Annotated in this window: 20 protein-coding genes; 11 read left to right on the top strand and 9 right to left on the bottom strand. The window is 68.8% G+C overall.

Annotated elements, in window-relative coordinates; all coding sequences use genetic code 11:
* Window positions 1-8 precede the first annotated feature (8 nt).
* Entirely contained in the window at window positions 9-545 is a 537-nt protein-coding gene (locus tag ENSA7_RS01065) for a DUF4136 domain-containing protein (RefSeq protein ID WP_106087316.1), read from the bottom strand.
* Between the two features lie 470 nt (window positions 546-1,015).
* On the opposite strand from ENSA7_RS01065, the gene ENSA7_RS01060 reads away from it, so the two are divergent.
* Window positions 1,016-2,494 carry a hypothetical protein gene (locus ENSA7_RS01060; RefSeq protein ID WP_106087315.1) on the top strand — a complete coding sequence of 493 codons (1,479 nt, stop codon included), beginning with the start codon at window positions 1,016-1,018 and terminating at the stop codon, window positions 2,492-2,494.
* Window positions 2,495-2,503: 9 nt separating this feature from the next.
* Here the strand turns inward: ENSA7_RS01060 and ENSA7_RS01055 are convergent, their stop codons facing one another.
* The 4 genes from ENSA7_RS01055 to ENSA7_RS01040 all read right to left on the bottom strand — a co-directional run bounded on the left by ENSA7_RS01055 (window position 2,504) and on the right by ENSA7_RS01040 (window position 6,468).
* Window positions 2,504-3,685, bottom strand: coding sequence for a metallophosphoesterase (locus ENSA7_RS01055; RefSeq protein WP_244923678.1), 1,182 nt, complete (start codon window positions 3,683-3,685; stop codon window positions 2,504-2,506).
* Window positions 3,686-3,841: 156 nt separating this feature from the next.
* Entirely contained in the window at window positions 3,842-4,051 is a 210-nt protein-coding gene (locus ENSA7_RS01050) for a DUF5989 family protein (protein WP_106087313.1), read from the bottom strand.
* Entirely contained in the window at window positions 4,048-5,766 is a 1,719-nt protein-coding gene (locus tag ENSA7_RS01045) for a carbamoyltransferase family protein (RefSeq protein WP_106087312.1), read from the bottom strand. The genes ENSA7_RS01050 and ENSA7_RS01045 overlap by 4 nt, the downstream gene beginning before the upstream one ends.
* Before the next feature lie 9 nt (window positions 5,767-5,775).
* A complete protein-coding gene (locus tag ENSA7_RS01040; protein ID WP_106087311.1) occupies window positions 5,776-6,468 on the bottom strand; it encodes a ferritin-like domain-containing protein in 693 nt (230 codons plus the stop codon).
* Window positions 6,469-6,763: 295 nt separating this feature from the next.
* Here ENSA7_RS01040 and ENSA7_RS01035 point away from each other — a divergent pair, with 295 nt between their 5' ends.
* From ENSA7_RS01035 to corA, 9 genes are all read left to right on the top strand, one after another.
* On the top strand, window positions 6,764-7,444 hold the full coding sequence (locus tag ENSA7_RS01035; protein WP_106087310.1) for a lamin tail domain-containing protein: 681 nt from the start codon (window positions 6,764-6,766) through the stop codon (window positions 7,442-7,444).
* Window positions 7,441-8,706: a thermonuclease family protein gene (locus ENSA7_RS01030; protein WP_106087309.1), complete on the top strand. Its 1,266-nt coding sequence runs from the start codon at window positions 7,441-7,443 to the stop codon at window positions 8,704-8,706. The genes ENSA7_RS01035 and ENSA7_RS01030 overlap by 4 nt, the downstream gene beginning before the upstream one ends.
* An 18-nt stretch (window positions 8,707-8,724) precedes the next feature.
* Window positions 8,725-11,514 (top strand): lamin tail domain-containing protein, encoded by a 2,790-nt coding sequence (locus ENSA7_RS01025; RefSeq protein ID WP_106087308.1) that lies wholly within the window; start codon window positions 8,725-8,727, stop codon window positions 11,512-11,514.
* A gap of 65 nt (window positions 11,515-11,579) precedes the next feature.
* On the top strand, window positions 11,580-12,074 hold the full coding sequence (locus ENSA7_RS01020; RefSeq protein ID WP_244923677.1) for a thermonuclease family protein: 495 nt from the start codon (window positions 11,580-11,582) through the stop codon (window positions 12,072-12,074).
* Window positions 12,074-14,500, top strand: coding sequence for a ComEA family DNA-binding protein (locus ENSA7_RS01015; RefSeq protein ID WP_106087306.1), 2,427 nt, complete (start codon window positions 12,074-12,076; stop codon window positions 14,498-14,500). Before ENSA7_RS01020 ends, ENSA7_RS01015 begins: the two co-directional genes overlap by 1 nt.
* A 27-nt stretch (window positions 14,501-14,527) precedes the next feature.
* On the top strand, window positions 14,528-15,673 hold the full coding sequence (locus ENSA7_RS01010; protein WP_106087305.1) for an NAD(P)/FAD-dependent oxidoreductase: 1,146 nt from the start codon (window positions 14,528-14,530) through the stop codon (window positions 15,671-15,673).
* An 87-nt stretch (window positions 15,674-15,760) separates the two neighbouring features.
* A complete protein-coding gene (locus ENSA7_RS42960; RefSeq protein ID WP_181232874.1) occupies window positions 15,761-16,897 on the top strand; it encodes an FKBP-type peptidyl-prolyl cis-trans isomerase in 1,137 nt (378 codons plus the stop codon).
* Window positions 16,898-17,007: 110 nt separating this feature from the next.
* Window positions 17,008-17,460, top strand: coding sequence for a hypothetical protein (locus ENSA7_RS01000; protein ID WP_106087304.1), 453 nt, complete (start codon window positions 17,008-17,010; stop codon window positions 17,458-17,460).
* A gap of 287 nt (window positions 17,461-17,747) precedes the next feature.
* Window positions 17,748-19,004, top strand: coding sequence for a magnesium/cobalt transporter CorA (gene corA, locus ENSA7_RS00995; protein ID WP_106087303.1), 1,257 nt, complete (start codon window positions 17,748-17,750; stop codon window positions 19,002-19,004).
* On the opposite strand, the gene ENSA7_RS00990 is transcribed toward corA, so the two are convergent.
* The 4 genes from ENSA7_RS00990 to ENSA7_RS00975 all read right to left on the bottom strand — a co-directional run bounded on the left by ENSA7_RS00990 (window position 18,958) and on the right by ENSA7_RS00975 (window position 24,362).
* Window positions 18,958-19,572, bottom strand: a complete 615-nt coding sequence (locus tag ENSA7_RS00990; RefSeq protein WP_106087302.1) for a uracil-DNA glycosylase family protein — start codon at window positions 19,570-19,572, stop codon at window positions 18,958-18,960. The two genes, corA and ENSA7_RS00990, sit on opposite strands and share 47 nt — an antisense overlap.
* 54 nt (window positions 19,573-19,626) lie before the next feature.
* Window positions 19,627-21,744, bottom strand: a complete 2,118-nt coding sequence (locus ENSA7_RS00985) for a hypothetical protein (RefSeq protein ID WP_106087301.1) — start codon at window positions 21,742-21,744, stop codon at window positions 19,627-19,629.
* Between the two features lie 130 nt (window positions 21,745-21,874).
* Window positions 21,875-23,044: a site-2 protease family protein gene (locus tag ENSA7_RS00980; RefSeq protein WP_106087300.1), complete on the bottom strand. Its 1,170-nt coding sequence runs from the start codon at window positions 23,042-23,044 to the stop codon at window positions 21,875-21,877.
* A 109-nt stretch (window positions 23,045-23,153) separates the two neighbouring features.
* Window positions 23,154-24,362 (bottom strand): hypothetical protein, encoded by a 1,209-nt coding sequence (locus ENSA7_RS00975; protein ID WP_106087299.1) that lies wholly within the window; start codon window positions 24,360-24,362, stop codon window positions 23,154-23,156.
* A gap of 161 nt (window positions 24,363-24,523) precedes the next feature.
* Here ENSA7_RS00975 and ENSA7_RS00970 point away from each other — a divergent pair, with 161 nt between their 5' ends.
* Window positions 24,524-25,246 carry a phosphoribosyltransferase gene (locus tag ENSA7_RS00970; protein ID WP_106087298.1) on the top strand — a complete coding sequence of 241 codons (723 nt, stop codon included), beginning with the start codon at window positions 24,524-24,526 and terminating at the stop codon, window positions 25,244-25,246.
* Window positions 25,247-25,249 lie beyond the last annotated feature (3 nt).

Raw genomic sequence — 25,249 nt, 5'->3', positions numbered from 1 at the left:
TCGACGAGTCAGCGGGGAAACTCGGTCATCAAGGCCGAGACCGCCGCTTTAATCACCGTGTCTGGATCGGTACCCGGCTCGAGATCTTTCTTGGTCCACGCCGACCAGACTTGCGCCTCGCGGGCTCGATCAAACACGTACAAGCTCAGCACCCCGCGGGTGACGCTTGCAGGCCCGCCGGTGACCAGGTCGAGGCCGGTCCGCCCACCTTTGATCTGGTAGCGCACGTGCGTCCCGACCGTGAACGCGACGAGCAGCTGGGCGTCGTCTCCCTCGACCTTCCTCAGCCCTCTCGCGGTCAGCTCACGCTCGACCGCGGCCCGAATCCGCTTCTCGTTCTCGATGTTGCGGATGGTCTCCTCACCGGTCCCCGGCTGGATCAGCACCAGGTCGTCGGTGATCCAGCGGTAGGTCTGGTAGCGCGAGAAGTCGAGCCCCTCGGCGATCTGGGTCTCGACCCGAAATTGCTGGGTGCACGCCGACAACGGCGCCATGAGGATCAGCGCCAGCGCAAACAGGCCGACGCGAGTGAGCGGTCTGGACATCGGTCGACAAGCTAGCCTCGCGTTCGCGACCGACCAGCGCAGCTCGAGGACAGCTGCTCCCGGACCCGCCGTCGCCACGCCCACCCATGACAGGAACAAGCGCCAGATTTGCGCCGGCCGACTCCAAGAGCGACCTCCGCCGCTGCGCCGCTGGCTCGGCGCGGGGTTCGGTCGGCGGCCGCGCCTGCCCAACCTCGCTGTTCACCCCCTGCACGGTCAGCCGGAGTCCAGAGTGAGGTCCGACCGCAACGGCCCATTTACCCCAATCAGTGGACTTCCCGGTACCATATACAGACCGCCATTTGCGGCGTGGCGCCTGAATGTCTTCCACTCGAACATCACCCCGTCGCGTCAAGCTTCGTCGCGCCTTCCATCACATCCCGCGCGCGATTGGCTTGGTATCTGTCGGCGCGAGAGTCGGAGCCGCGGCTCGGGAGCCACGACTCAACCAGGTCCTGTGCCAGCTCGGCGTGCTCGAGCGCGACCCCGCCACGGCCAAGGACGCGCCGCTGCTCGAGGCGCTGCCGTGGGGCGGTAAGCCGGTCACCGCCCCAGCGCCCAGGCCCCCCGCGGGCATCGACGGCATGTGGCCGCAAGGCCCGATCTGTCACGCCGACTTCTACCCCAGCGTGCTGCACCTCGATCCGCGCGAGCGCGACGATCACCTGCGCTACACGGCGCTGCGCTACCTCGGCCAGATCGTGAGCGCGAGCCCCCGGGCCGCGTGGCGTGCCCGCGTGCGCCCCCGCGTGCGCGCCCTCGACGACGCAAAATTCTGCGAGCTCCTGACCCAGACCTCGCTCGCGCAGCACCTGTGCTCGACGCTCAGCGAGGCCGACCGCGACGCGTTCGCGTCCACCATGCAAGGCGAGCTCGCTGACTACGCCAAGATCGATTTCTCTGGCATGCGCCCAGACCTCGCGCTACCTGGGATCGAGCTGATGCCCACGGTCACGCTGTTTCACCGCCAGCGAGATCATCGCCATCGGGTGGTTGCGATCCGCTTGCGCGACGCGGTGTTCACCCCGCGCGACGGCGCCGCGTGGGCGCTCGCCCGCTACTTCGTGCTGCAAGGCGCACACGTACAACATACGGTCATCGTTCACCCGCGGCTGCACTTTCCCAGTGACGTCATCAACGCGGTGAGCAAGAGCGCGCTACCTGCTGGCCACCTGCTCGCGCGGATGCTCTTGCCCCACACCCGATTCTCGCTGGGCCTCGATCTGGCCGTGACTCACCATCGGCGTTCGGTGCTGTTCAACTCCCAGCGCGAGGTCTACACCGCGCTGCCGCTCACCACCGAGGGCATCTGCGCCGCGGTCACGCTGGGGCGCGTCGGCATGCCGGGCAATCACGCCTATCCAACGTATGACTATTGGGGTGTGACCCACGACGAGCGCACCCGGTTTGGGCGCTATTGTCAGCAGTGGCAAGACGCATTCGAGGACTTCACGCGGGGCGTCTGCGCGCAAATTCCCAAAGGTGATCCCACGGTCGCCCGCTGGGCCGACGCGATCAGTGAGTGGGTCCCGGGGTTTCCCGGTGGCGCCACGATCTTTCGGGGCGACCTGCTCGCCCAGGCGATCGCCCGCTATCTGACAGCCGTCACGGTCCTGCACAGCGGCGATCACTACTCCTACGCCGCAATCCCGATCGAGTACCTCCCCATGCGAATTCGCGTCCCGCCACCGGACGAAGTCCGGCCCGCGAGCCTCGACCTCGACAAGCTCGTCAGCGCTGAAGATCACTTTCGCCATCAGCTCTGCCATCGCATGTTCTTCGCCCCAACGGTGATCGAGTCCCTCAATGAGGTCCGCTACAGATTTCGCACACCAGCCGCGCGCCAGGCCGCTCAGCGGTTTCAAACCGCGCAACACCAGCTCGACGCGCGCTGGGCCGGATCTGGATTCCCGGCATCCTACGAGATCGCAAGCAGTATTCAGTATTGACCGGTCAGGTCAGAAGTGGACACGCATGAGGCTCTGCTCGCCGGGCACGCCCAGCCGGATCGGAAAGCCGTAGACGCCCTGCGCCCGATGGACATACAGACGATTGCGACCCAGCGCCCAGGGGCCGTGGTCGGGCATCTTGGCGACGATTGACACAAACGTGTGCGGCAGCCCGAGGCTGAGCAGCCCGAGCTGACCGCCGTGGGTGTGGCCGGAGAGCACCAGATCCCCGTGCCCCGACGGCAGGTGGGCAAACGCGCCAGGATCGTGCAACAGCACGATCCGTGGTGCCGCGCCGGTCCGGGGGAACCGAGCGATGACGCTGTCAATGTGCTGATTGCGGCCACGCCACACGAAGTCGAGTCCGAGCAGCTCGACCGCGCCCGCGGGGGTCTGCACCGTGACCGCCTCGTCGATCAGCAGCCGCGCACCCACGCGGGCGTAGGCGCGCTCGAGGACCCGACGAGCCTCGAGGTCATGGTTGCCATGACACGCGAACACCCGCCCGGGCAGCGCAGCGAGGGGAGCGAGGGCCGCGACGACGGCCTCTTCGTCTTGCGACTCCATTGTCATGATGTCGCCGGTAATCAGCACGAGGTCGGGGTCGCGGGCGACGGTCCGCTCACAGATCCGGCGGAGTCGAGCGACGGACATGTACGGACCCAGGTGCGGATCCGTGATCTGCACCAGCGTCAGCGGCCGAGCCGAGGGCCCGGGCTTGCCGACGGCCGCTGGATAGCGGATCAGGCCCTCGACCTCGGTGTCGCTGTCGACGACGAAGTCCACCGTGGTCTCGCGGGTGTAGAGGGTCTGGATCGTGCCGAGCGCGGCGAGAGCGAAGGGCACGAAGATCCCAGTTGGCTCGAACCCAAGGCTGGCCGCGATCAGCCACGGCAGCGCGAGCATGCTGGCCGCCGCGAACCCGAGCCCCGGGATGCTCACGCTGGCCCGAAACCAGGCGGGTCGGAGACGTGGCCGCAGCAGCAGCGCGAGCAAGTGCAGCGCGGCCGCGAGGTGCCCCGCCACGAGCAGCGGCCACGCGGCGCCGACGTGCGGGGTGAGGCTCAGGACCGCCCAGGTCGGCAGCCCGAGCACCACCAGCGTGAAGATTCCAAAGGTCAGCTCGCGTCGGACCGCGACGCCGACGACTGCCGCGTAAACGAGGAGCGTGAAGATCCAGAGCGGCTGCATGGGTCTCGCCGGCATTCGTCGACGCGCGGGGGATGTTTCACGACTGGAAAACGCCTTCACCAACGAAGCGTGCGCGAGCTGACAGCTGCCGTCCTGGCTCGTGTCGAGAATGTAGACACTCCAGCCAGCGCAGACGCTCTGGTGGATTCGCCAGGCTCAAAACAGCGCGTACACAAACGGCGCCACGTAGGCCAGCCCACCGGTCAGCCACAGCAACACGCCTGCAAACAACAAGACGATCAACAGCGGCGCGAGCACGAACCGGGCCGGATGCAGAAAGTGCAACACCAACGCCCCCGAGGTCCGCAGCCGGGCGCCGAGCCGCCTCAGCAACGATCGCTTGGGCCGCTTACCCGGCGTGCTCACGCTGGCCTCTCGATCACCAAGTCTTCAATCATCATGGCGTCCACGGCGTGGCGCAAGAAGAACCCCAGCGCGTCTTCGCTGCTGGCGACGATCGGCTCGCCCGGACCATTGAGCGAAGTATTGAGCACCAGCGGAGCATGCCCGCCGCGCTCGAGCGCGACCAACAACTCGTGCAATTCGGGGGCCCCGGCCGGCGAGACCGTCTGCACCCGCGAGCTACCGTCTTCGTGGGTCACGGCCCCCAGCGCGTCGCTGCGATCGGCCCGGGCCGGGAGCACGGTGGTCATGAACGGCGTCATGTCGTTGGCCTGCCCGTCGAAGTACTCGCCGATTCGCGGCTCGAGCACCGCCGGGGCGAACGGCCGAAACGGCTCGCGCTGCTTGATCAACCGGTTGATGCGCTCCCGGGTCTCACGCGCGGCGGCGCTGGCGAGGATCGACCGCTGCCCGAGCGCCCGCGGACCCCACTCGAACCGACCACGGACATGCGCGACGATCTTGTCGGCGGCGATCAGCTCGGCGGCCGCCGATGCCGGATCGTCGACCCGGCGGACCGGCAGCTCGAGCTCGCGGGCGACGGCCCACGCACGCTCGATGTCGACGGGCAGCCCGAGCGCGGCGCTGAGCATGGGCGTGGGTCGGGGATCACCGAGCTCGAGCGCGGCGAGGATCGCCGCCCCGAGGGCCCCGCCCGCGTCGCCGGCCGCGGGCTGGACGAACACCGCCTCGAACCCGCCCTCGCGCGCGAGCCGAGCGTTGGCCAGGCTGTTGAGCGCGACGCCGCCGGCCAGGCACAGGTTGGGCGAGCCCGTCAGCGCCTTGGCCTTGCGGGCCAGCCCCAGCAGCGCGTCCTCGATGACCTGCTGCAAGGTCGCGGCGACGTCGGCGTAGTGCTGATCTCGCTCGCCCTCGAGCGCCCACGCGAGCCCGGGTGGACGCCGCGGACCGAGCAGCGCCTCGAGCTTGGGCCCAAACCCGAGCTCGGCGTCGCTCATGTGCGCGAAGTAGTCGAGCCCGAGCTCGTAGCTGCCGTCGTCGTGGAGCCGAATCAACCGCTCGAACCGCTCGCGCAGGCCGGCGTGACCGGGCCGGCCCCACGCCGCGAGGCCCATGACCTTGTACTCGCCCTCGTTGACCGCGAACCCCAGCCACGCCGTCAGCGCGGCGTAGAGCAGCCCCAGCGAGTGCGGGAACTCGATGCTGCACAGGGCCCGCAGCTGGGCCCCCTGCCCGTGCCACAGCGTGGTCGAGCTGTGCTCACCGACGCCGTCGACGACCAACACCGCCGAGTCCTCGAAGCGCGAGACAAAGTGCGCGCTGGCGGCGTGACACTGGTGGTGGGCGAAGCAGCGCACGTTGGCCCGCGGCTGCCCAAACGCCTCGGCGAGCTGATCGAGCACCCAGATCTTGTCGCCGAGCTGGCTGGCCATCGCGCGCGGGAACTGCCGCCAGGTCCGCGGCAGGTTGCGCATCAGGTTGACCATCACGCGCTCGAGCTTGTCGAACGGCCGCTCGTAGAACACGACGGCGTCGAGCGCCTCGCCGCGCACGCCTGCGTAGGCCAGGCACGCGTCGGCGGCGTCGAGCGGCAGGCCCGGGTCGTTCTTGATCCGCGACAGCCGCTCTTGCTGGATCGCCACGACGAGCTCGCCATCGACGAGCAGCGCCGCGGCGGCGTCGTGGTAGTGGGCAGAGATTCCGAGGACCTTGGCCATGCGCGGTGCCTAGGCGTCCCGCCAGCCCCGGGTGAGCGGTCGGGCCCAGCGGACCAGCAACCCCAGCGGCGCCGCGAGCAGATACACGAGCAGCATCGCCACCATGTAGACCCGCTCGGCCAAGAACCGACCCGCGCGCAGCCAGGTGCGCCAGGCCTCCCAGCGACGGACGCGACGCAGGGCGCGACGTGCAGCGGCCTCCGAGTCGGCGAGCTCGAACAACAGCGCCCGCGTGTAGTCGGCGTGGCGGTGCTCGTCGACCAAGATCGTGGTCAGCAAGCTCGCGTCGCGCTCGCGCCCCTGCGCCTGAAAGTAGGCCACGTAGACCAGGAATTGTTCGATCGCCCGGGCCTCGCCGACGTGCACGAACGCGAGGAAATCCAGCTCGCCGAGGCCCACGAACAGCTGCTCGGAGTCGGCCCGGATCGGCTCCCACACCGCGTGGCCCCGGGCGAGCCCGGCCTCGCGGGCCAGCTGACGCGCGCGCTTGCCAAACATCTGCGCGTGGCGGGTCTCGTCGTCGGCGTGGCGCAGGTACGCGGCCGCGCGGGTGGGCGAAGGCGTGAGTCGAGCGGCGAGCCGCAGGTCGAGCATGCTGCCGTGCTCGGCCAGCGCGAACCCGTGCAGCTTGTCGGCCGAGCGCGCAGGCGAGCGCCAGACCAGCGGGTTGAGCATGCGAGCGAGTGCGACGGTGAGGCTCATGGGGCGGTGGTCCAGGCATTGTAGGCCGGACTGGCGCAACAGGCTCGGCTTGCAACGGGCCTGTCCCGGGTTCGGCGCAGCGCGGGGTGCTCATCATTTGCACCGATTCGCCCTGGGTAGAGATCGCTCTCGAGTTTACGAGGGACCACCCGACAAGTGTGCATGATCTCGACCAAGACCGACCGCCACAACCCCGTTCGCACGGTTTCGCGTGGATCGCTCGCGGCTGAGGCGCCAGGAGATCGAAACACCAACGTCACCGAATCAGGCTCGACCTGCCCTATGCTCACGGACTGTGCCACCCCACCGCACGATTGGTCGCGGGCGCGCCAGTACTTGTCTGGGGCTCGCGCTGCTGATCGGATCGGCGAGCGGGTGCGGCCGGGATCCGCTGCCCGAGCTGTGCCCCGACGTCGACGCGGGCGAGCTGGTGATCTCGGAGCTGCGCGGTGACCAGGCCAGCGACGACTCGTTCGGCCACTACATCGAGATCTACAACGACGCCGGGCGAGGCCTCGACCTCCAGGGTCTGCGGGTCCGGCTGCGCTCGTCGGGCGGCGAGCAGCTCGAGCTGTTCGTCCGCGACCCGGTCGAGCTGAGCGCAGGTGGCTACGCGGTGATCGGACCCGGCCTCGAGGACGACGTGGCCAGCTGGATCGACTACGGCGTGGCCTGGGACATCTCGGGCGGGACTCCGGACGAGAACACCTATCCCCGCGACTTCATGCGCTACCGCTCGGGCTTCGTCGAGCTCGACGCGTGTGGCTCGCTGATCGATCAGGCGTTCTACGAGACCGATGTGCTGACCAAGACTGGGACCATGGCCTGCGGCAACGCCGAGAACCCGCCACGCGCGAGCGACAACGACGACCTGAGCGGTGGCTGCTGGTGCGTGGACGACCTGGGCGCCGAGGGCCAACCGCTGTTTGGCGTGGGGCTGCCGGGCTCGCCGGGAGAGGCCAACCGGTGCCCATGAAGATCGCCAGCGTGATCGCGCGCGGCCTGCTGGTGACGGCGCTGTCGCTCGGAGCCTGCAGCAACCTGGACACCCGGTTTGATCGCAGCGAGCTCGAGCGCGAGGACGCCGGGCTGGTGCTCGGCGAGTACCCGCTCAAGCAAAACGCGATCGTCGACGGTGACACGATCAAGGTCGACGGCCTCGACGCGAGCCTGCGCCTGCTGGCGATCGACACCGAAGAGACCTTCAAGTCCGACAAGTCCTGGCGCGCGTTCGAGGTCGGCTGGGACAACTACCTGGCCAACGAGCAGGCCAAGACCAGCCGCATGATCAAGGTGCCGACGCCGCTCGGCATGGACGCCAAGCACTGGGCCGAGGACTTCTTCGCGGGCGTGACCTCGGTCCGGCTCGAGCGTGACAACCCCAAGCAGATCCGCGGCCGCTACAATCGGTTCTTGACCTACGTGTTCGTTCAGCGCGACGGCGAGTGGGTCAACTACAACCTCGAGGCCGTGCGCGCGGGCATGAGCCCCTACTTCACCAAGTACGGCTACTCGCGGCGTTTCCACTATGAATTCGTGGCCGCCGAGGCCGAAGCCAAGGCCAAGCAGCTCGGGCTGTGGGCCGCGGGTGCGCAGTGCTACCCCGACTACGACGCGCGCGCGGTCTGGTGGAACGCCCGAGCAGACTTCGTCGCGCAGTTCGAGGCCGAGGCCGCCGCCGATCCCACGCTGATCGACCTCACGAATTGGGACGCGATGGTGCTGCTCGAGGCCCGCCTCGGCGACGAGGTCGAGGTCCTGGCCACCGTCGGCGACATCCGCCAGGGTGAGCGCGGGCCCAAGCGCGTGCTCCTGAGCCGCCGCATGTTCAAGGACTTCCCGCTGATCTTCTGGGAGCCCGACGTGTTCGAGGAGTCGGGCATCGGGCGCTACCGGGGCGAGTACGTGCGCGTGCGCGGGGTCGTGACCAGCTACACGGATCGCCGCAGCGGTCGCAAGCAGCTGCAGATCGAGGTCCGCGATCCCATCCAGGTCCGGCTCCCGACCTACCTGCCTCCAGGCGACGGCGGCAGCGACGACTTCGACCCCGAGTTCGACATCCCCGAGGACGGCGCCGCGGTCGAGCAACCCGACGACTTCGACCAGGCGCCGCCGCCTGCACCCACGCCTGCGCCCGAGCCCGAACCCGAGCCCGAACCTGCTCCCGAGCCCGAGCTCTCGCCCGAGCCCGAGCCCGAGCTTGCGCCCGAGCCCGAGCCCCCTACTGACTTGCCTTGACTCGATCGGACCTGCTTCATGGATCGACCTCGCTTCCGTTCACAACATGCACTAGCGACCCTCGGCCTGGTCGCGCTCGTCGGGGCCGGATCGCTCGGCTGCAGCGACGACACCGTCAACCCCGGCGACGAGACCGGCGGCGACGGCAGCTGTCCGCTGGCCGGCGCGCTGGTGATCTCCGAGGTCGTCGCCAACGTTCCAGGCGCTGACGCTGGCCTGGAGTGGTTCGAGATCTACAACGCCAGCGGCGCGTCGATCGACCTTCAGGGCTTGACCCTGGTCTACTCCAAGACCGACGGCACGGGCCGCAAGACCCACACGATCACCCGCAGCGTCGAGGTCCCGGCCGGCGGCTACGTCGTCGTGGGCTCGGTGCTCGACGAGCTCGCGGAGGGCCTGGCCGATATCGACTATGGCTACGCCAATGTCCTGGGCGAGCTCGGCAACGCGGCCGGCTACCTGGCGGTCGAATGTGACGATGTCATTGATGAGGTCTATTACGCCGAGGCGTCCGATGAGGCCTCGCGCGCCCTCGACGGGTTTCAGACCCCCGACGCGATCGCCAACAACGACCTCGCCAGCTGGTGCGACAGCAAGACCGCCCTCAGCCCCGAGTTCAAGGCCACGCCCCGGGCGCCCAACGATCTGTGCGGCGGCTCGACCACCTGCCTCGAGGGCGGCAACACCATCGAGGTGATCCCGCCGAAGCCCGGCGAGCTGGTCATCACGGAGGTCCACCCGAACCCGGCCGCCGCCGAAGAGGGCGACGGCGAGTGGTTCGAGATCCACTCGCGCGCGGGGACCGACTTTCACCTCAACAATCTGCAGATCGCCAAGACCTTCGACGTCGAGAACAAGGACATCATCGCGGCCGCCGAGTGCCTGGTGCTCGCGCCCGGCGAGTACGCCGTGATCGCAGGCAGCGCGGACTCGCTGCTCAACGGCGCGCTGCCGCCCGACACCCTGGTGTGGGAGAGCAAGGTCGCGATGTCCAACTCCAACGGCGCGCGCTGGATCGGCGTGGCCGGGGAGACCCTCGACGCCGTCACCTGGGGCACCACCTCCGACGGCGTGTCCCAGCAGCTCGATCCCGACTTCTTTGATCCGCTCGCCAACGACGACCTCGCGCTGTGGTGCAAGGGCACCCAGCCCTACGGCGACGGCGACCTCGGGACCCCGGGGGCCCCCAACGATCAGTGCTCGATCCCGCCGCCCGACGGCCAGTGCTACGAGAACGGCCAGCTGCGCGACATCACGCCGGTCGACGACGGTGACCTCGAGATCACCGAGTTCATGGCCAACCCCCAGGCCGTGGACGACGGCGACGGCGAGTGGTTCGAGGTGTTGGTCAAGGGCGGCGGCGACCTCAACGGCCTGCAGATCGGCAAGGCTGGCGGCGTCGAGCACACCGTGGACTTCGGCGACGCGCCCGCGTTTGGCAGCGACGCGTGCATCACGGTGAACCCCGGAGATTATGTCGTGTTCGCCCACTCGGCCGACGCCGCGGTCAACGGCGGGCTGGCCCAGGTCGACGTGGTGTTCGACATGGCGATCAACAACTCCAACAGCGACCTGTTCATCCAGTTCGAGGGCGGCGTCGGTGATCAAGCGACCTGGACCTCGACCACCGCCGGGTTCAGCGAGAGCAAGGACATGCTCGGCAACTGGTGCGACGGCCTGGGCGTGTACGGCGACGGCGACGAGGGCACGCCCGGCGCCGCCAACCCGCCGTGTGGCGGTGGCAGCCCCGATCAGTGCCTCGACCCCGACCTGATGTTGATGCGCCCGATCAACGCGCCGACGCCGGGCCAGATCACGCTGTCGGAGCTGATGCCCGATCCGTCCGGAGCACCCGACGCGAGCGGCGAGTGGTTCGAGCTCTACGCCAGCGCCGCGTTCGACCTCAACGGTCTCGAGCTCGGCAAGAACGACGTGGTCAGCCACGTGGTCAGCTCGAACACCTGCATCGAGATCCCCGCCGACTCGTACATCGTGTTTGGGCGGACCGACGTCGACGCCGACAATTGCTCGCTGCCCAACATCGACTACGTGTACGGCGGCCTGGCGCTGAGCAACGCCAACGGCAGCATGCAGATCGGCCGCGGCGGCGTGGTGTTCGACGAGCACAGCTGGCCGAGCGTCAGCCCCGGGAAGGCGCTCAGCTACGACCCCATGGCCATGATGTGGTGCAACGCGGTCGCCCCGTTCGGCTGCGGCGACCTCGGCACGCCTGGCGACGCCAACCCCAGCTGCGACGGCGGCAACAACAATGAGGGCATGTGCATGGACGGCATGGTCATGCGCAACATCGTCAACCCGAGCCTGGGCGATCTGGTGATCTCGGAGTTCATGGCCAACCCCGACGCGGTGTCCGACGCCAACGGTGAGTGGTTCGAGATCCGCGCGCTCGCGGCCTTCGACCTCAACGGCGTCGAGCTCGGGCGGCTGTACGCCGATGGCCCGCTCGACACCATCGCCGACCCCAACTGCCTGGCGGTCGAGCCTGGCGACTCCGCGCTGATCGCCCGCAACGGCGACAACATGGTCAACGGCGGGCTCCCACCGGTCGACGTGCTGATCAGCTTTGGCCTGACCAACTCCAACAGCGCGCTGTATGCAGGGGTCGGCGGGATCCTGCTCGATCAGGTCACGTGGACCAGCGTTGCGACCGGCGCGAGCACCAGCCTCGACCCCGATAATTACGACGTGATCCTCAACGATCCACCCGCGGCGTGGTGCGCCGCGACCACGGTCTACGGGCTCGGCGACCGGGGCTCACCAGCGGCCGACAACCAACAATGCAACTGACACTCCCCTCCACAGCCGCCCCGCAAGTTGTCAGGCACGGCCGCGTCGCGGCCCGTCGCGCGCGCGTGGGCTGGTTGCTCGCCGGGCTGGTCACGCTCGCGCTTGGCTGTGACACGGAGCCCGCAGCCGAGATCGGCGAGCAGCTGTGCGGTCCGAGCGAGGCCAAGGTCGCGCGGGTCGTCGACGGCGACACGATCGAGCTCGAGACCGGCGAGCGCGTGCGCTACCTGATGATCGACACCCCGGAGAGCACGACCGAGACCGAGTGCTGGGGCGCGGAGGCCAAGGCCGCCAACGTGGCCCTGGTCGAGGGCAAGACCGTGACGCTGACCTACGACGTCGAGTGCGAGGACGCCTACGGCCGGCTGTTGGCCTACGTCGAGCTGTCGGGTCAGGAGATCAACCGCGTCATGATCGAGCGCGGCCACGCGTGCGTGCTGCACATCTCGCCCAACGGTGACGCGATCGCGGACGAGTACGAGGCCCTCGAGTATCAGGCTCAGATGCAGCTCCCACCGGCCGGCCTGTGGGCCACCTGCGACCCGATCCCGTGCGGCTAATGGCGACCCGACTCCGACTCCTCCTGCTCGCCGGGCTGCTGCTCGCGCTGTTGGTCCCGCGCGCGGCGCTGGCAACCCAGTACGAGATCTTCATCGACATCGACACCGAGGACGACCTCTACGATCTGTACATTACCGATCAGATCTCCGAGGACACCTTCAACACCCTGCTCGAGCTGCGCCGCCGCGGGGTCGACCTCAACCAGGCCGATCGCGAGGTGCTCTACTCGCTCCCCAACCTGACCTACGAGGACGTCGACGCGATCTTGGCCTATCGCGCCGAGGTCGGGGTCATCCACGCGCCGGGCGACCTCGCGGCCGCCGGGGTCCTGAGCGCTGACAAGCTCGGCTCGATCCTCGCGTTCATCCAGGCCCACGACCGCGCCGCCAAGCTGACCGCCACCCACGGCTGGGTCCGCTACCAGACCGCGTGGTCGCAAGAAGATCGCACGGTCCCGCCCATGGTGTTGCAGGCCCGGATCACGACCCTCCGGCAGCTGACGATCGGCGTCGCTGGCTTCGTGACCCGGCAGCGGCCCGGCAACCCAATCTGGGATCCGACCCGCGAGGCCATGATCGCGTCGGAGATGGGCCCCCGCGTCAACGTGCCCAAGTACTTCGTGCAGTGGGACACCGACCGGTTCGGCGTGATCGCGGGCTCGTACCGGATCGGCTTTGGTCAGCGCTTGACCTTTGACAACACCGATCGCTACACGCCCAACGGGTTCGTGTTCGACGACACGATCACCCGCCCCCCGGACCTCGGTCGGCTGTGCCGCGAGAGCGCGGGCGAGCTGCCGCAGACCCCGTGTCCAGGTGGCGCCGACAACCCGGTCCGCTACGGAACCAAGGACTTCGACTGGTCCGACCGGCTGCGCGGCGTGGCGATCGGGGCCAAGCACCTGTCGATGCCCGTGGGCTGGGTGCAGCTGTACGGGTTTGGCTCGTGGCAGACCAAGCAAATTTATCAGTACCAGGTACGAGACGCCGACGCGTGCCCCGACGCGCTGTCCGACGACCCCAGCTGCTCCGCGCCCGCCGTGCTGATCTCGCGCGAGGGGCAGTCGCCGCTCGACCCAGCCGCCGCGCACAGGACCCAGACGCTGCCCAACATGTACGACGAGTTCCTGGGCGGCGGGAACTTCTCGTGGTTTTACGATCGCCGCACCCACTGGGGCTTGACCGGCTACGGCGCGACCACCAACTGGCGGGTCAAGGGCGCCAACCTGGACTTCCAAGACTGGTCGCCGCTCCCCCACGGCGGCACCTGGGGAGCGATCGGCACCGACGCGACCTGGGGCCGCGGGTGGTCGGATCTCGGCATCGAGCTCGCCCGCAGCTTCGACTCGATGACCAGCAGCTCGGACCCGAGCTACGGCGGCGGCGGCTTCGCGGGCATCGTCCGGCACACCTCCACGTTCGGCGCCCACGAGCTCGAGGTCAGCGCCCGCTACTACGACAAGGGCTTCGCCAACCCTTACGCCGGTCCGATCTCGCAGGCCGACCAGTACCATGGCAACCGCGCGCGCGACGAAGCCGGCGGTCGGGTTCGCTACGGCGGCCGGTTCGGCGACCGCCTGGATCTGCGCGCCAAGGTCGACGTCTGGGTTCAGCCGCGCCAGCTGGTCCCCAAGATCGAGACCAACCTGCGCGGTGACATCGACGTCAACGACTGGCTCCGGCCCGGCCTGTGGCTGGAGTACCGCAACGTCGACATGCGGTCGGGCTCCCGGTTCAAGGCCGGCTGCATCACCGATGGCTCGCAGCTCGACCAGGATCCCGCCGCCGAGGACGGCACCCCCACCTACCGCAGCGGGTGCCTGGCCGAGGTCGGCAAGCTGACCCCGCGGGTCCGATTTCGCCTGTTGAAGGGCAAGCTGTCGATCACCGCGCAGTATCAGCACGAGTTCATCGACGACCCCAGCTTGCTCCGCAAGGAGCAGGGCGACCTGTGCGAGGTGGACCCGAGCAGCCCCTATTGCCAGGCCCAGGCCTGCATCGACGGTGATCAAGACGCGTGCAACCTCGGGTGTGGCGGCGAGGGCCAGCCCGCGTGTCACAACGTCTGCGAGGACGACCCCGCCAACCCGCTGTGTGTAGCCAGCTGCGCCGATGATCCGACCAGCTTGACCTGCCAGGGGCGGCTCCGACACGACTCCTCGGCGACGCTAATCGTGCGCGCGCAACCGCTGCCGGGCTTCCGCGTTACCGGCCGCCTGCGCTATCTATTCGAGGACATCGCCAACAACAGCTATTACGAGCAGTCGCTGTGGACCTATTTTGACCTTTCCTATGTCATCAAGCGCGTGTTCTTGATTCGGGCCCGCTACGACGTTTATCTGTGGCTCGATGATCGTTCGTCCACGATGAACCGGGTCCCCAACCCCGAGCATCGCTTGCGCCTCGAGCTCGAGGCTCGCTTTTAGCAAAGTTACGCCTAGGCTTGATTCGCCATGCGCGGATCACCTCATTCCAGCCATTCACCGCAAGCCAAGACCAGAGCCAAGGTCCTGATCATTGGTGCCGGCCCCGCCGGCTCCGCCACGGCCCTGCGCCTGGCCCAGCTCGGGGTCGACGACGTCACGATCGTCGACCTCCACCCGTTCCCCCGCCACAAGACCTGCGGCAGCGGGCTGTCACCGCGAGCAATCCAGACGCTCCAGCAGCTCGGGGTCTGGTCCAACGTCGAGCCGATCTCATACCCAATCTCGGGCCTGCGCCTGGTCACCCCCGGCGGTCACGAGACCTATCTTTCGGCCGGCGACGCGGCTCAGGCCGCGATCTGTCTGCGCCATGACCTCGACCATGAAATGCACAAGTGCGCGCTCGCGGGTGGCGTCAGCTTCGTGCCGGGTTTCGCCGCCAGCGAGCCGATCGAGCACAACCGTCGGTGGATCGGCGTCCGCGCCCGCGATGGCCGGGAGATCCTCGCCGACTGGGTGGTGGTCGCCAACGGCGCCCACACTCGCTTCTCGACCTGCGACGGGCCCAAGCGCACGATCCACACGATCATGGGTTGGTGGGAGCACGTCGGGTATCGGGCCCACACGCTCGAGATGATCTGGGATCCGCTGACCCTGCCCTACTACGGCTGGCTGTTCCCCGAGACCTCGACCCGGGTCAACATCGGGATCACTTACGAGGACGGGCTCGACCGCAAGAACGCGCGCGATCTGTTCGACCAGTTCCTGGACAAGCACTACGCGGCGCGGCTGTGTGGGGCCACGCAGATCGGCAAGTGGAAGGGCCACCCGATCGTCTACACCTACCGGACCGGCCCGCTGTCGAGCCCCGGCCGCGTGATCGTGGGCGAGGCCGGGCGCATGACGCATCCGGCGACCGGCGAGGGGATCAGCCAAGCGATGCGCTCGGGCATCTACGCGGCCGAGGCGATCGCGGAGGTCCAAGCCGGCGCGACCAGCGAGCGCGCGGCCCTGGCCCGCTACGAGCGTCGCTGCGCCAACAGCTTCCTGCCCTCGTTCTGGGCCGGCGGGCTGTTTCGGAGCGTGCTTCGCACACCGCTGCTCGACTACGTGGTCAAGGCCAAGAACATGCCGCTCGTGGAGGCCGCGACCGCGAGGATGCTCGCGCATATGTGAGAAAAGCCCGGCGCCCGCGCTATCCAGCGGCGTCCACGAACGACTCGAGGTCGTGACACGCACGAAAATTCAGTATCTTCCGCCGCAATGAGGAAGCTCGAGACTCGAGTCTTGTCGCTGACCGGCGTGCTCGCCAGTGCGCTGTTGGGCACCGCCTGCTTCACCCCCGCCGACTTCGGCGCGGACGTGGCCGCCGCTGAACACGGTGATCCCGAACACGGCGACGCCCACGAGGCCGACGCCCACGAAGCCGACGCCAGCCACGAAGCGGGCGAGCACGTCGAGGCCGAGTACATCGTCGAGGGCATTCAGCCGGGCACCGAGGCTCACAGGCTCGAGATCAAGGCGCCCGAGATCCCCTACGAGCCCCCGTTCGACGGCAAGCCGCTCAGCTCCAAGACCCTCCCCAGCGGCGTCGTCATCGACGACTTCGTGCTTGGCAGCGGCACCCCGGTCGCCGATGACATGGTCATCGAGTTCACGTTCAACGGCTACGCCAGCGTCAACGGCCGGCAGGTCATGGGCTCGCGTGGGGGCCCGGCCAAGCTCGTGATCAACCAGTCGACCCGCGATCAAGATCCGATCGCCAAGTCGATGGCCGAGGGCCTCGCGGGCATGAAGCCCGGCGGCAAGCGGCGCATCAAGGTCCCGGCCGAGGTCGTGGACGAGGGCGCCCCTCCCGGCCGCCCGGCCGTCGGCGATCTGCTGATGACCGTCGAGCTCCTCAGCGTGTCCGAGGCGATCGCCCTGCACCCCGCCAGCGACTTCGAGGGCGAGCCGATCGCCACCAGCAAGCGCCCCGACGGGCTCGAGATCTTCGACTACGCCGCTGGCGAGGGCCGCGAGTCCAAGCAGGGCGATCAGGTCGTGACCCACTACATCGGCCAGCTGACCGACGGCACCGTGTTCGACAGCTCGCACACCCGGACCGAGGGCATGCCCGTCGTCGTCGGTGGCGGCGGCGTCATCAAGGGCTTCGGCGACGCGCTCGAGGGCGTCCGCCCCGGAATGCTGCGCAAGGTCGTGATCCCGCCCGAGCTCGGCTACGGCGACCGCGATCAAGGCAAGATCCCGCCCAACTCGACGCTGGTGTTCTTGCTGCAGATCATGGACGTCAAGGATGGCCCCGTCGGCGGACAGGCGCCGGTCGACATCCCGGTCCCCCCGCCAGCGAAGCCCGCCAAGCCCGACGACGCTGAAGACAAGCCCGACGACGGCGAGTAGCCGGACAGTCGCGCGATTGGTCCTGCGACTGGCCCTGCGATTGGCCCTGCGATTGGCCCTGCGATTGGCGGGGCGGTGACGAGACCGCCCGCGTCGCGTAGGCTCGCAACATGGATCAGGCCTGCCGTGCTTGTGGATCGCCCTCGGGCGGCACCTACGTGTGCCACTACTGCGGCGCCGCGACCCAGCTGATGAGTGATCCCGCCGAGGAGCGGATGGCCCTCGACGAGCTCCACGGTCGGCTCTCCACCGGCGGCGAGAGCGAGAAGATCCTGCAGAACGCGTTCGTGCCGACCAACACCGAGGTGCTGATCGAAGCCGGCCTGCGGCTGCTGCCCGTGCTCGAGAAGGGCGTCGCGGAAGACGGCGCCGCCGGGCGCATGCGGGCGATCATCATCAAGCTCGAGCTGACCGGCCATGATCCAACGGCGACCAAGGCCGCCGCGCAGCTCAGGCAGGCGCTCGAGGACTACCGACGCAGCGACCGGGTCATGGGCTACTGGGTGATGGGGCTGTTCTTCGCGGCGCTGGCGGGGATCGGCTACTGGATCTGGGGGCCCTGACGCGCTTGCATCTGGCGTCACATCGGTCGGTCGAGCTTTACGATTGGCTGTTTAGTTTGATTGCGGAGATTGAGGCCGAACGGAAGGACGCTCGTGGCCCCGCACTGCGCGATCAAGAACACTCCGGCACCGGCGCAACTCAGGTGGAGCGAGTGACTCGTGACTCGTGATCGACCCTCCGGCGTCGCGGCACGGCTAGTTATTGCCGAATTCTCACCCCTGCACCCCTCCAGACCCCTCGCACTGAACCCCCACCAGACCCTGCTACGCTGCCGCAGCAACCCGCGATGGCCGAGCAACAACCCACCGGACTCGTCAAGCTGGTCGACCGTGCGGTCGACAACGTCGCCGCTGTCGGGCGCGCGCTGGAGACGGTGCTGCGGTCGCCGGGCTCGCGCCGCCCGGTGACCTCCGCCTACCACCAACCGGGCGCCCCACCAGGGATCGAGCACCTCCCCGACATCGAGATCCGCCCCGAGCCCGGTGAGGTCCGCGTCCGGGTCCTGCAGTTCTCCGCGAGTCGGGTCGAGACCATCTCGATCACGATCGACGAGCTCGAGGCATGGCTGGCCACGCCGACCCCCGACTGGGTCACCGTCCGCTGGATCAACGTGGACGGCCTGCACCCGTGGGCGGTCGAGCGGCTCCGCAAGGCCCTCGGCTTTCACACCCTGGCCGCCGAGGACGTGCTCCACGTGCCCCAGCGCCCCGGCGTGGAGGCCTACGACGGCCACCTGTTCGTCAAGACCCGGCTGCTGATGCTGCAGGCCGTCGCCGACCAGGCGGCCGCGGCTGCGCAGTCTCAGGCCAGCCCCCAGGTCACCAACACGCCCGATGTGCCCGAGGGTCTGCTGGTCTCGGAGCAGGTCTCGATGTTCGTGTGGCCGGGCCTGCTGCTGACCATTCAAGAGCGGGTGGGCGACGTCTGGGAGCCGCTGCGGGCCCGGATCTGGCGCGACGGCTCGCGGGTCCGCCAGGCCAACGCGGGGTTCTTGATGTACGCGCTGCTCGACGCGGCGATCGACCACTGCTTTCCCCTGCTCGAGCACTACGGCGACACGCTCGAGGATCTCGAGGATCAGGTGCTCGAAGATCCCGAGCCCGAGACCCTGCTCCGCGTCCAGCGAATCCGCCGCGAGCTCAACGCGATCCGCCGGGTCATGTGGCCGACCCGCGAGCTGGTCGACGGCCTGTTTCGTGACGAGTCTGGGCTGATCTCGGCCGACACGCGGACCTACCTCCGCGACGTGCACGCCCACACCATTCAGCTGCTCGACATCATCGAGGCCCAGCGCGAGATGTGCACGAGCCTCACGGATCTCTACATGTCGGGGGTCTCGACCCGCATGAACGAGACCATGCGGGTGCTGACGGTGATGGCCTCGCTGTTCATCCCGATCACGTTCTTGGCGGGGGTCTACGGGATGAACTTCGAGCACATCCCGGAGTACCAGTGGGAATGGGGCTACCCGATGTTCTGGGCGGTCTGCGTGGCCGTCACGATCGGGTTGTTGGTGCTGTTCCGCCGCAAGGGGTGGTCGTAGTCTGGCGCAGCGCGGGCAGCAGCTCGGCCTCGAACCACGGGTGCTTTTGCATCCACAGGCGTGAGCGCCAGCTCGGGTGGGGCAGCGGCATGAATCGGGGCAGGTAGTCCGGGAACGCGCGCACGGTCTCGGTCAGCGTGCGCTTGGCTGCCCTGCCCAGGTAGTGACGCTGGGCGTACTGCCCGAGCAGGACGATCAACGCGTCCGCGGGGAGCTGATCGAGGATCCGCTGGTGCCACGCGGGCGCACACTCGGGCCGCGGCGGCGCGTCGCCACCCGGCTTCTTGCCCGGGTAGCAAAACCCCATGGGGACCAGCGCGAAGCGATCGGGATCATAGAATTCCGACGGCGTGACCTGCAGCCACTCGCGCAGGTTGTCGCCCGAGGCGTCGTCCCACGGCACGCCGCTCGCGTGGACCTTCGTTCCCGGTGCCTGGCCGATCAAGACCACGCGGCTGCGCCTCGAGAACTGCACGACCGGCCGCGGTCCGAGCGGCAGGCTCGACGCGCACAGCGTGCAAGCGGCGATCTCCGCCCGAAGCACCGACAGCCGCTCGCGCCTGGCCACGCGCGCGAGCGTAGCGTGGATGACGTGCCCGTCGCACGGCCAGTCCGTTTGTCGTCAGTCCGTCGGACGCGCGAGCGCCGTCAGCGTCGAGCGAGTCACCTCGACGCGCTCGTCGACCTTGGCCTTGGCGGCGGCGAGCTCACGACGGCGCACCTGCAGCTGGTCTTCGGTGCTCAGCAGGCGAGTGACCAGCGGCCCCTTCTCGCCCGCGCTGTCACCCGACATCGCCTCCAGGTGCCCCCGCAGGCGCTCGATGTCGGCGGTGATCGTGACGATCTCGGCGTCGAGCCGCGCGACCTCGGCCTCGGCGGCGCGCAGCTCGGTCAGCCGCTCGTGGGTCGCCTTCATGACCGCGCGCTCGGGCGCAGTGAGCGACGCGGCCGTCGACAGCCGCTCGACCCGGATCAGCGCGAGGCTGGTGACGCTGGTGGTGCGCGACAGCCCCTCTTGGATCACGAGCTTGCGGGCCTCGACTCGGGCGTTGGGTTGAAGCTCGAAGATCGCCAGCGGATGCCCGCGGTCGACGTCGAAGTCGACCCTGTCCGCGCCGTTGATCGTGGTGTTGCTGCCCGCGTCGACGACCACGTGCACCTGCCGGGCCTGCCCGCTGCGGTTTGCCAGGTCCAGCACGATCGTGGTGGTCCGCAAGAAGTGCTCTTGCAGGTCGCCCCGAGCACTGACGAGCTGCTTGGGCAGGTCGGCCGACTCGCGGCTGACGATCGTCAGCTCGGTGTCGGGGTCGTCGCCGATCTCGAGGAAGCGCCGCTCCCCGGGCTTGAGCCGCGGGAGCACGGTCTCGCCCGCGAACCCTCCGTCGCCGAACACCGCGAGCGTGCCCGAGGGCAGCGTCTGCGCCGTGCTGTTGAGCACCTGGACCGCGTGGCGGGCGGTGCCCGACGAGAAGCCATCGAACCAGGTCATCGCCGCCGACTCGACCGACGACTGTAGGAACGGAACCATGGCCGAGCGACCGGCGGCCAGATCCAGCGCCTCGCCAGCACCATACACGAACGCGGTCTTGGTCTCGCGCCCCTGCCCGACCGCGAGCTCGGCCAGGTTGCCGACCGCGACCAGATCGCTGCTGCCCAGCTCGACCCGCCCGATCGAGCCGCTGCGCCGCCCCATCGAGCCATGCCCGCTGCCGTAGCCATAGCCGGTGCCGGTGCCGCCCCCGCTGCCGTAGGTGATCAGCTCCGTGTCCAGGAAATCGCCCCACATCGCGTCGGGTGTGGTGTCGAGCAGCTGCGGCACGCTCGACAGCTCGCGGTCGGGCACCACGAGATCACGCCGGTCATAGCGAGGCGCAGCGAGCGGGAACAAGAACGAGTCGGGCCGGCCGTTGACCAGCTCGAGGGTGATGTCGTCCCAGTCTTCCTCGGTGTCGTTGTGCACGAGCGCCCAGCCCTGCAGCGCGCTGGGCTTGGTCGGGTCGAGCACGAGCCGGTAGCTGGCCCGCCAGACCGGGGACTCGGCCAGGTACCCCAGGCGAACCGCCGCGCCCTTGCCCTCGACCTCGAGCTGCCCGCGGGCGTTGCTGTGCAGGGCCAGGCCGGCGTCGAGCGCCGCCTGCATGCGCGCGCGAACGCCTGGATCGACCGGGGTGATCTCGTCGATCGTCGCGACGTCGACCCGGCGGTAGCGCCCGGTCGCGGTGACCACCAGCGCGAAGGTCTTGTCGGGCACGGCCCCGGCTTGCTCCGCGGTGGTCGGGCCTGGGTTGGTCTCGGTTGGCTGAACCCCGAGGCGATCGGCGTCGGGGACCCCGATCACATCGACCAGCCGACCCCGCACGCGCTTGCGCCCGTGCTGCAAGATGAGCTCGTGGCCGCGCAGCCCGAGCAGCACGTCGTGGACCCGGATCGGGGCGTCGGACTGGGGCGGCAGCCCAGCGCGGGCCCGCGCGACCGCTGGGCTCTGACGGCTGTCGAACGCGATCGAGCGGACCGTGCCGTCCTCGCCGAGCACGACCAGGCTCTTGAGCGCGTCATCGAGGTGCCCCGACGGCACGGGCAGCGCCGCGCCGTCTGGGCCGCCGAGCTCGCCTGCGCGCTCGTAGTAGCCCACGCCCGTCTCGTACAGGCGCAGCTTGGTCAGCGGCAGCGGGCGCTCATGCGAGACGGTGGCGCAACCAGAGATGGCGAGGATCAACGTCAGGCTTGCGAGACAGCGCATTGTAATTCGCGAGGCGCCAGACTCGAGTGGAGAGTCCGGCGCACGGCCGCAACACTGTGCCACAGGTTTGCAGCCCCCACAGGCAGCCTCGCGGACCCTGACTGCCGCCGCTCACAGCTCGGGCCGCCGCTCACAGCTCGGGCGACGGGCCACCGACCGCGAGCTCGAGCATCCGCGCGGCCGCCAGGTTCGAGCCACCCGCCCCTCGGGCGGCCCGAGCTCCCATCGCCTCGCGGACCAGCAACAGCTCGGCCACGCTCTCGCTCGTCAGGACCCCGACGAGCCGGTCGTGGCCGTCGATCACGGGCAGCGCCTCGCCCTGCGCCAGCACCTGCAAGAACGCGTCGTCGAGGTCGTCGCTCGGGTGCACGCGCTTGGGATCGCGGTTCATCACTGCGCCGATCGGCACCTCTGGACCCGGTCCAGCCAGGGCCCGCAGCATCGCCTCGCGCCCGAGCATGCCGACCACGCGCCCATTGGCGACCACTGGAAAGTCATGCTGAAAGGTCTCGAGCACCCGACGCAGCGGGACCGCGACGGGGAGCTCCGGGCTCATCGCCTCGAACTCCCGGACCATCGCGGTCGCGACCGGGACTCCGTGGGCCGCGTGCTTGGCCTCGGCCAGCCGCGCCTCGCCCGATGCCCCCATCCACAGGAACAGCGCGATGAAGATCAACAGGGGATCGACGAACAGCCCGGTGATCCCCAGCACCACGGCCATCGCCTGGCCCAGGCCCGCCGCGATCCGGGTCGCCCGAATATCCGAGACGCGCAAAGCCAACAGCGCGCGCAGGACCCGACCGCCATCCATGGGAAATGCCGGGAGCAGGTTGAACACGCCCAGCGCGAGGTTGATCCAGACCAGCTGCGTGAGCAGGGGAACCGACCCGCTCGCGGACTCGAGCATGACCCCGAGCGCCAGCGGCTGACCGAGCGACACCGCGACCACCGCCAAGATCGCCGCCAGTCCCAGGTTCACCGCGGGACCAGCGATGGCGACGAGCAGCTCCTGGCGCGGATCGTCGGGCATGCGCTCGAGCGAAGCGACCCCGCCGATCGGGAGCAGGGTGATGCTGCGGGTCTTGATGCCGAACCGCCGGGCCGTGAGCGCGTGGCCGAGCTCGTGGAGGATCACGATCGAGAACACCAGCAACACCAGCAACAGGCCATGCAGCGCAGCGGCGGCGGTGCCGGCCGACGCGTAGCTGATCCAGGCAATCCACGCGAGCAACACGAAAAATGTCACGTGCACGCGTACGTCGATCCCCGCAATTCGGGCGATGCGCCAGGCCCACTTCATCGTATGCGAGTTTGGCCCAGCTCTGGCTCCACGTCCGTCCACAGGTGGCAATGCGCAAGCATTGCGCAAGCTCCAAACTGCCGCTTGCCCCCAGTCGTCAGCGGAAGACTCAGCGCAAGACGACGAACCCATCGGGCACCAGCGCCGTGGCCAGCATCACCGCGTCGACGTCCTGTTGCGCCGCGTCCCTGCGGGCTCGCACGCCCCGCCAGAACCCCACGATCTTGCTGCGCATCGACTGGTAAGGGGCCAGTCGGTCCACCCTCGCCGGTTTGTCTCCGCACCCGGGCGGCCGACTGCGCGCGACCACGGGCAGGGCCGCGAGCCCGATCGCCAGCTCGAGCTCGCCAGACGCGGTCCGCCGGTCCGGGGGCTGGGCGAGCGCGTCGGAGCCCGCAAACCTCGACAGCCCGGCGCGCGCCGACTCGAGCAGCTCCTCGAGCAATTGCCCGGGCTGGATGGCGTCGATGACATCGAGTCGATCTGCGGCGTCGATTGTGTTGAGCGCGCTGACGGCATCGGGTGCGGCGATCTGCGCGACGCGGCCCGCGTTGATCAGCAAGTCACCAATACCCAGGGCGTCGTCGATCGCCCAGGTGGCGCCCGCACACATTCCGGCCGCGTCGTGAATCTCGCCCCGCAAGTCGGGCCCGCCGCCCGACGGCGACGACTGCAATTGGCAGTAGGTGATCAACGCGTCGAGCGGATCATGCTGGGCCATGGTTCGTGACATCGAGGCGACCAGCGGACGCTCGAGGTCGACGCTCATCTTCCAGAACATTCGCCCGGCCGCGGCGTCGCGGGCGAATGCGCTGTGCGCAGTGCACGCCAGCTCCCGCGCCCAGCGGTGATAGATCGGGTCACCGGTCTGGGTGCCCATTTGATTGAGGGCATGCATCCACTTGGTCAAATAGTGAAAGTACTGACCGTCCCGCTCGGCCTCGTTCTGCGGATCGAAGCGCTCGCCAGCGCGTCGCTCCGGTCGCGGGTTGCCGATCCGCAGGCCCCCGACGGTGGGTTGTTGGTCCGCCTCCCAGACCGGGAGCGCGCTGAGTGGCCCCTGATGAACGTCACCCTCACGGTAATAGCCGAGCCGGCGGTGGACCTGGCGAACCAGCCGACCGGCCAGCTCGAGGTAGAGATTGCGCTGCTGTAAGTGCGCCCTGGCGAGCGCCAGGAAATTGCAGACAGCGAACGCGTCGGTCCACAGGTAGCGGGTTGGCAACGAGCGCTCCGGTGCCAGGCCAGTGCGCGCCGCAAAGCTTGCCATCAGGCTCTGCGCCTCGCTCAGCTGGGTTTCGGTGCTCGCGTCGATCATGTTGGACCTGCTGTGTGTCCAAAAAAACTGCGCCTGAATTGAGCTAGCGCAACCCCTATTTGCGACATTCACCCAATGTGCTGTTCGGGCACTGCGCGTCACTCATATTGCATCGTCGCGGGTTTTGAAATGTCGTGGTGCGGGTGCTACGACCATCGTCCATGCTTGGCGATGACATCGACCTTCCGCTGCGAGATCGGAGCACCGCCGGACGGGCGCTGGCAACCGCGCTCGCCGGTCAGTACGCCGACGAGGATCCGCTGGTGCTGGCCCTGCCACGCGGTGGCGTGCCCGTCGCGTTCGAGATCGCCGACCAGCTCGGCGCGACGCTGGACATCATGCTGGTTCGCAAGCTGGGCGTCCCCGGGCACGCGGAGCTGGCCGCGGGTGCGATCGCCAGCGGCGGCGTTCGGATCCTCAACCGAGACATCATCCGCAACCTCGGCGTCTCGGATCGAGCAATCGACGCCGTCGCCGCCGCCGAACAACGCGAGCTCGAGCGGCGCGAGCGGGTCTATCGGGGCGACCAGCCGCGGCCCGAGCTGGCGGGGCGCGTGGTCATCTTGGTCGACGACGGCGTGGCCACGGGCGCGACCATGCGCGCCGCGATTGCTGCATTGCGAAAGAGCCGCCCCGCTCGCGTGGTCGTGGCGGTGCCCGTTGGCGCCCCTGACACGGTGCGCGTGCTCGAGCGCGAGGCGGATCACGTGGTCTGTCTGGCCACGCCATCTCCGTTCTGGGCGATCGGCCAGTGGTACCAAGACTTCAATCAGACGAGCGACGAGCAGGTGCGCCAGCTGTTGGCCGCGGCCCAGCACTCCAGCACGGCGGCCAGCACCCCGGGCCACCCGCGAGTGGGCGACAAACCAGGGTCGCGCCTGTGACAC

Origin of the sequence: Enhygromyxa salina (genome assembly GCF_002994635.1) — a bacterium.
GTDB lineage: Bacteria > Myxococcota_A > Polyangia > Nannocystales > Nannocystaceae > Plesiocystis > Plesiocystis salina_B.
This window is presented reverse-complemented; position numbering and strand designations above follow the sequence as displayed.

Excerpts from the sequence above, each read along its gene's own strand:
- ENSA7_RS01065 (WP_106087316.1), bottom strand. The coding sequence starts at position 545 with ATGTCCAGACCGCTCACTCGCGTCGGCCTGTTTGCGCTGGCGCTGATC.
- ENSA7_RS01025 (WP_106087308.1), top strand. The coding sequence starts at position 8,725 with ATGGATCGACCTCGCTTCCGTTCACAACATGCACTAGCGACCCTCGGC.
- ENSA7_RS01040 (WP_106087311.1), bottom strand. The coding sequence starts at position 6,468 with ATGAGCCTCACCGTCGCACTCGCTCGCATGCTCAACCCGCTGGTCTGG.
- ENSA7_RS00975 (WP_106087299.1), bottom strand. The coding sequence starts at position 24,362 with ATGATCGACGCGAGCACCGAAACCCAGCTGAGCGAGGCGCAGAGCCTG.
- ENSA7_RS00980 (WP_106087300.1), bottom strand. The coding sequence starts at position 23,044 with ATGAAGTGGGCCTGGCGCATCGCCCGAATTGCGGGGATCGACGTACGC.
- ENSA7_RS42960 (WP_181232874.1), top strand. The coding sequence starts at position 15,761 with ATGAGGAAGCTCGAGACTCGAGTCTTGTCGCTGACCGGCGTGCTCGCC.
- corA (WP_106087303.1), top strand. The coding sequence starts at position 17,748 with ATGGCCGAGCAACAACCCACCGGACTCGTCAAGCTGGTCGACCGTGCG.
- ENSA7_RS01010 (WP_106087305.1), top strand. The coding sequence starts at position 14,528 with ATGCGCGGATCACCTCATTCCAGCCATTCACCGCAAGCCAAGACCAGA.
- ENSA7_RS01000 (WP_106087304.1), top strand. The coding sequence starts at position 17,008 with ATGGATCAGGCCTGCCGTGCTTGTGGATCGCCCTCGGGCGGCACCTAC.
- ENSA7_RS01015 (WP_106087306.1), top strand. The coding sequence starts at position 12,074 with ATGGCGACCCGACTCCGACTCCTCCTGCTCGCCGGGCTGCTGCTCGCG.
- ENSA7_RS01055 (WP_244923678.1), bottom strand. The coding sequence starts at position 3,685 with ATGCAGCCGCTCTGGATCTTCACGCTCCTCGTTTACGCGGCAGTCGTC.
- ENSA7_RS00970 (WP_106087298.1), top strand. The coding sequence starts at position 24,524 with ATGCTTGGCGATGACATCGACCTTCCGCTGCGAGATCGGAGCACCGCC.
- ENSA7_RS01045 (WP_106087312.1), bottom strand. The coding sequence starts at position 5,766 with ATGGCCAAGGTCCTCGGAATCTCTGCCCACTACCACGACGCCGCCGCG.
- ENSA7_RS01030 (WP_106087309.1), top strand. The coding sequence starts at position 7,441 with ATGAAGATCGCCAGCGTGATCGCGCGCGGCCTGCTGGTGACGGCGCTG.
- ENSA7_RS00985 (WP_106087301.1), bottom strand. The coding sequence starts at position 21,744 with ATGCGCTGTCTCGCAAGCCTGACGTTGATCCTCGCCATCTCTGGTTGC.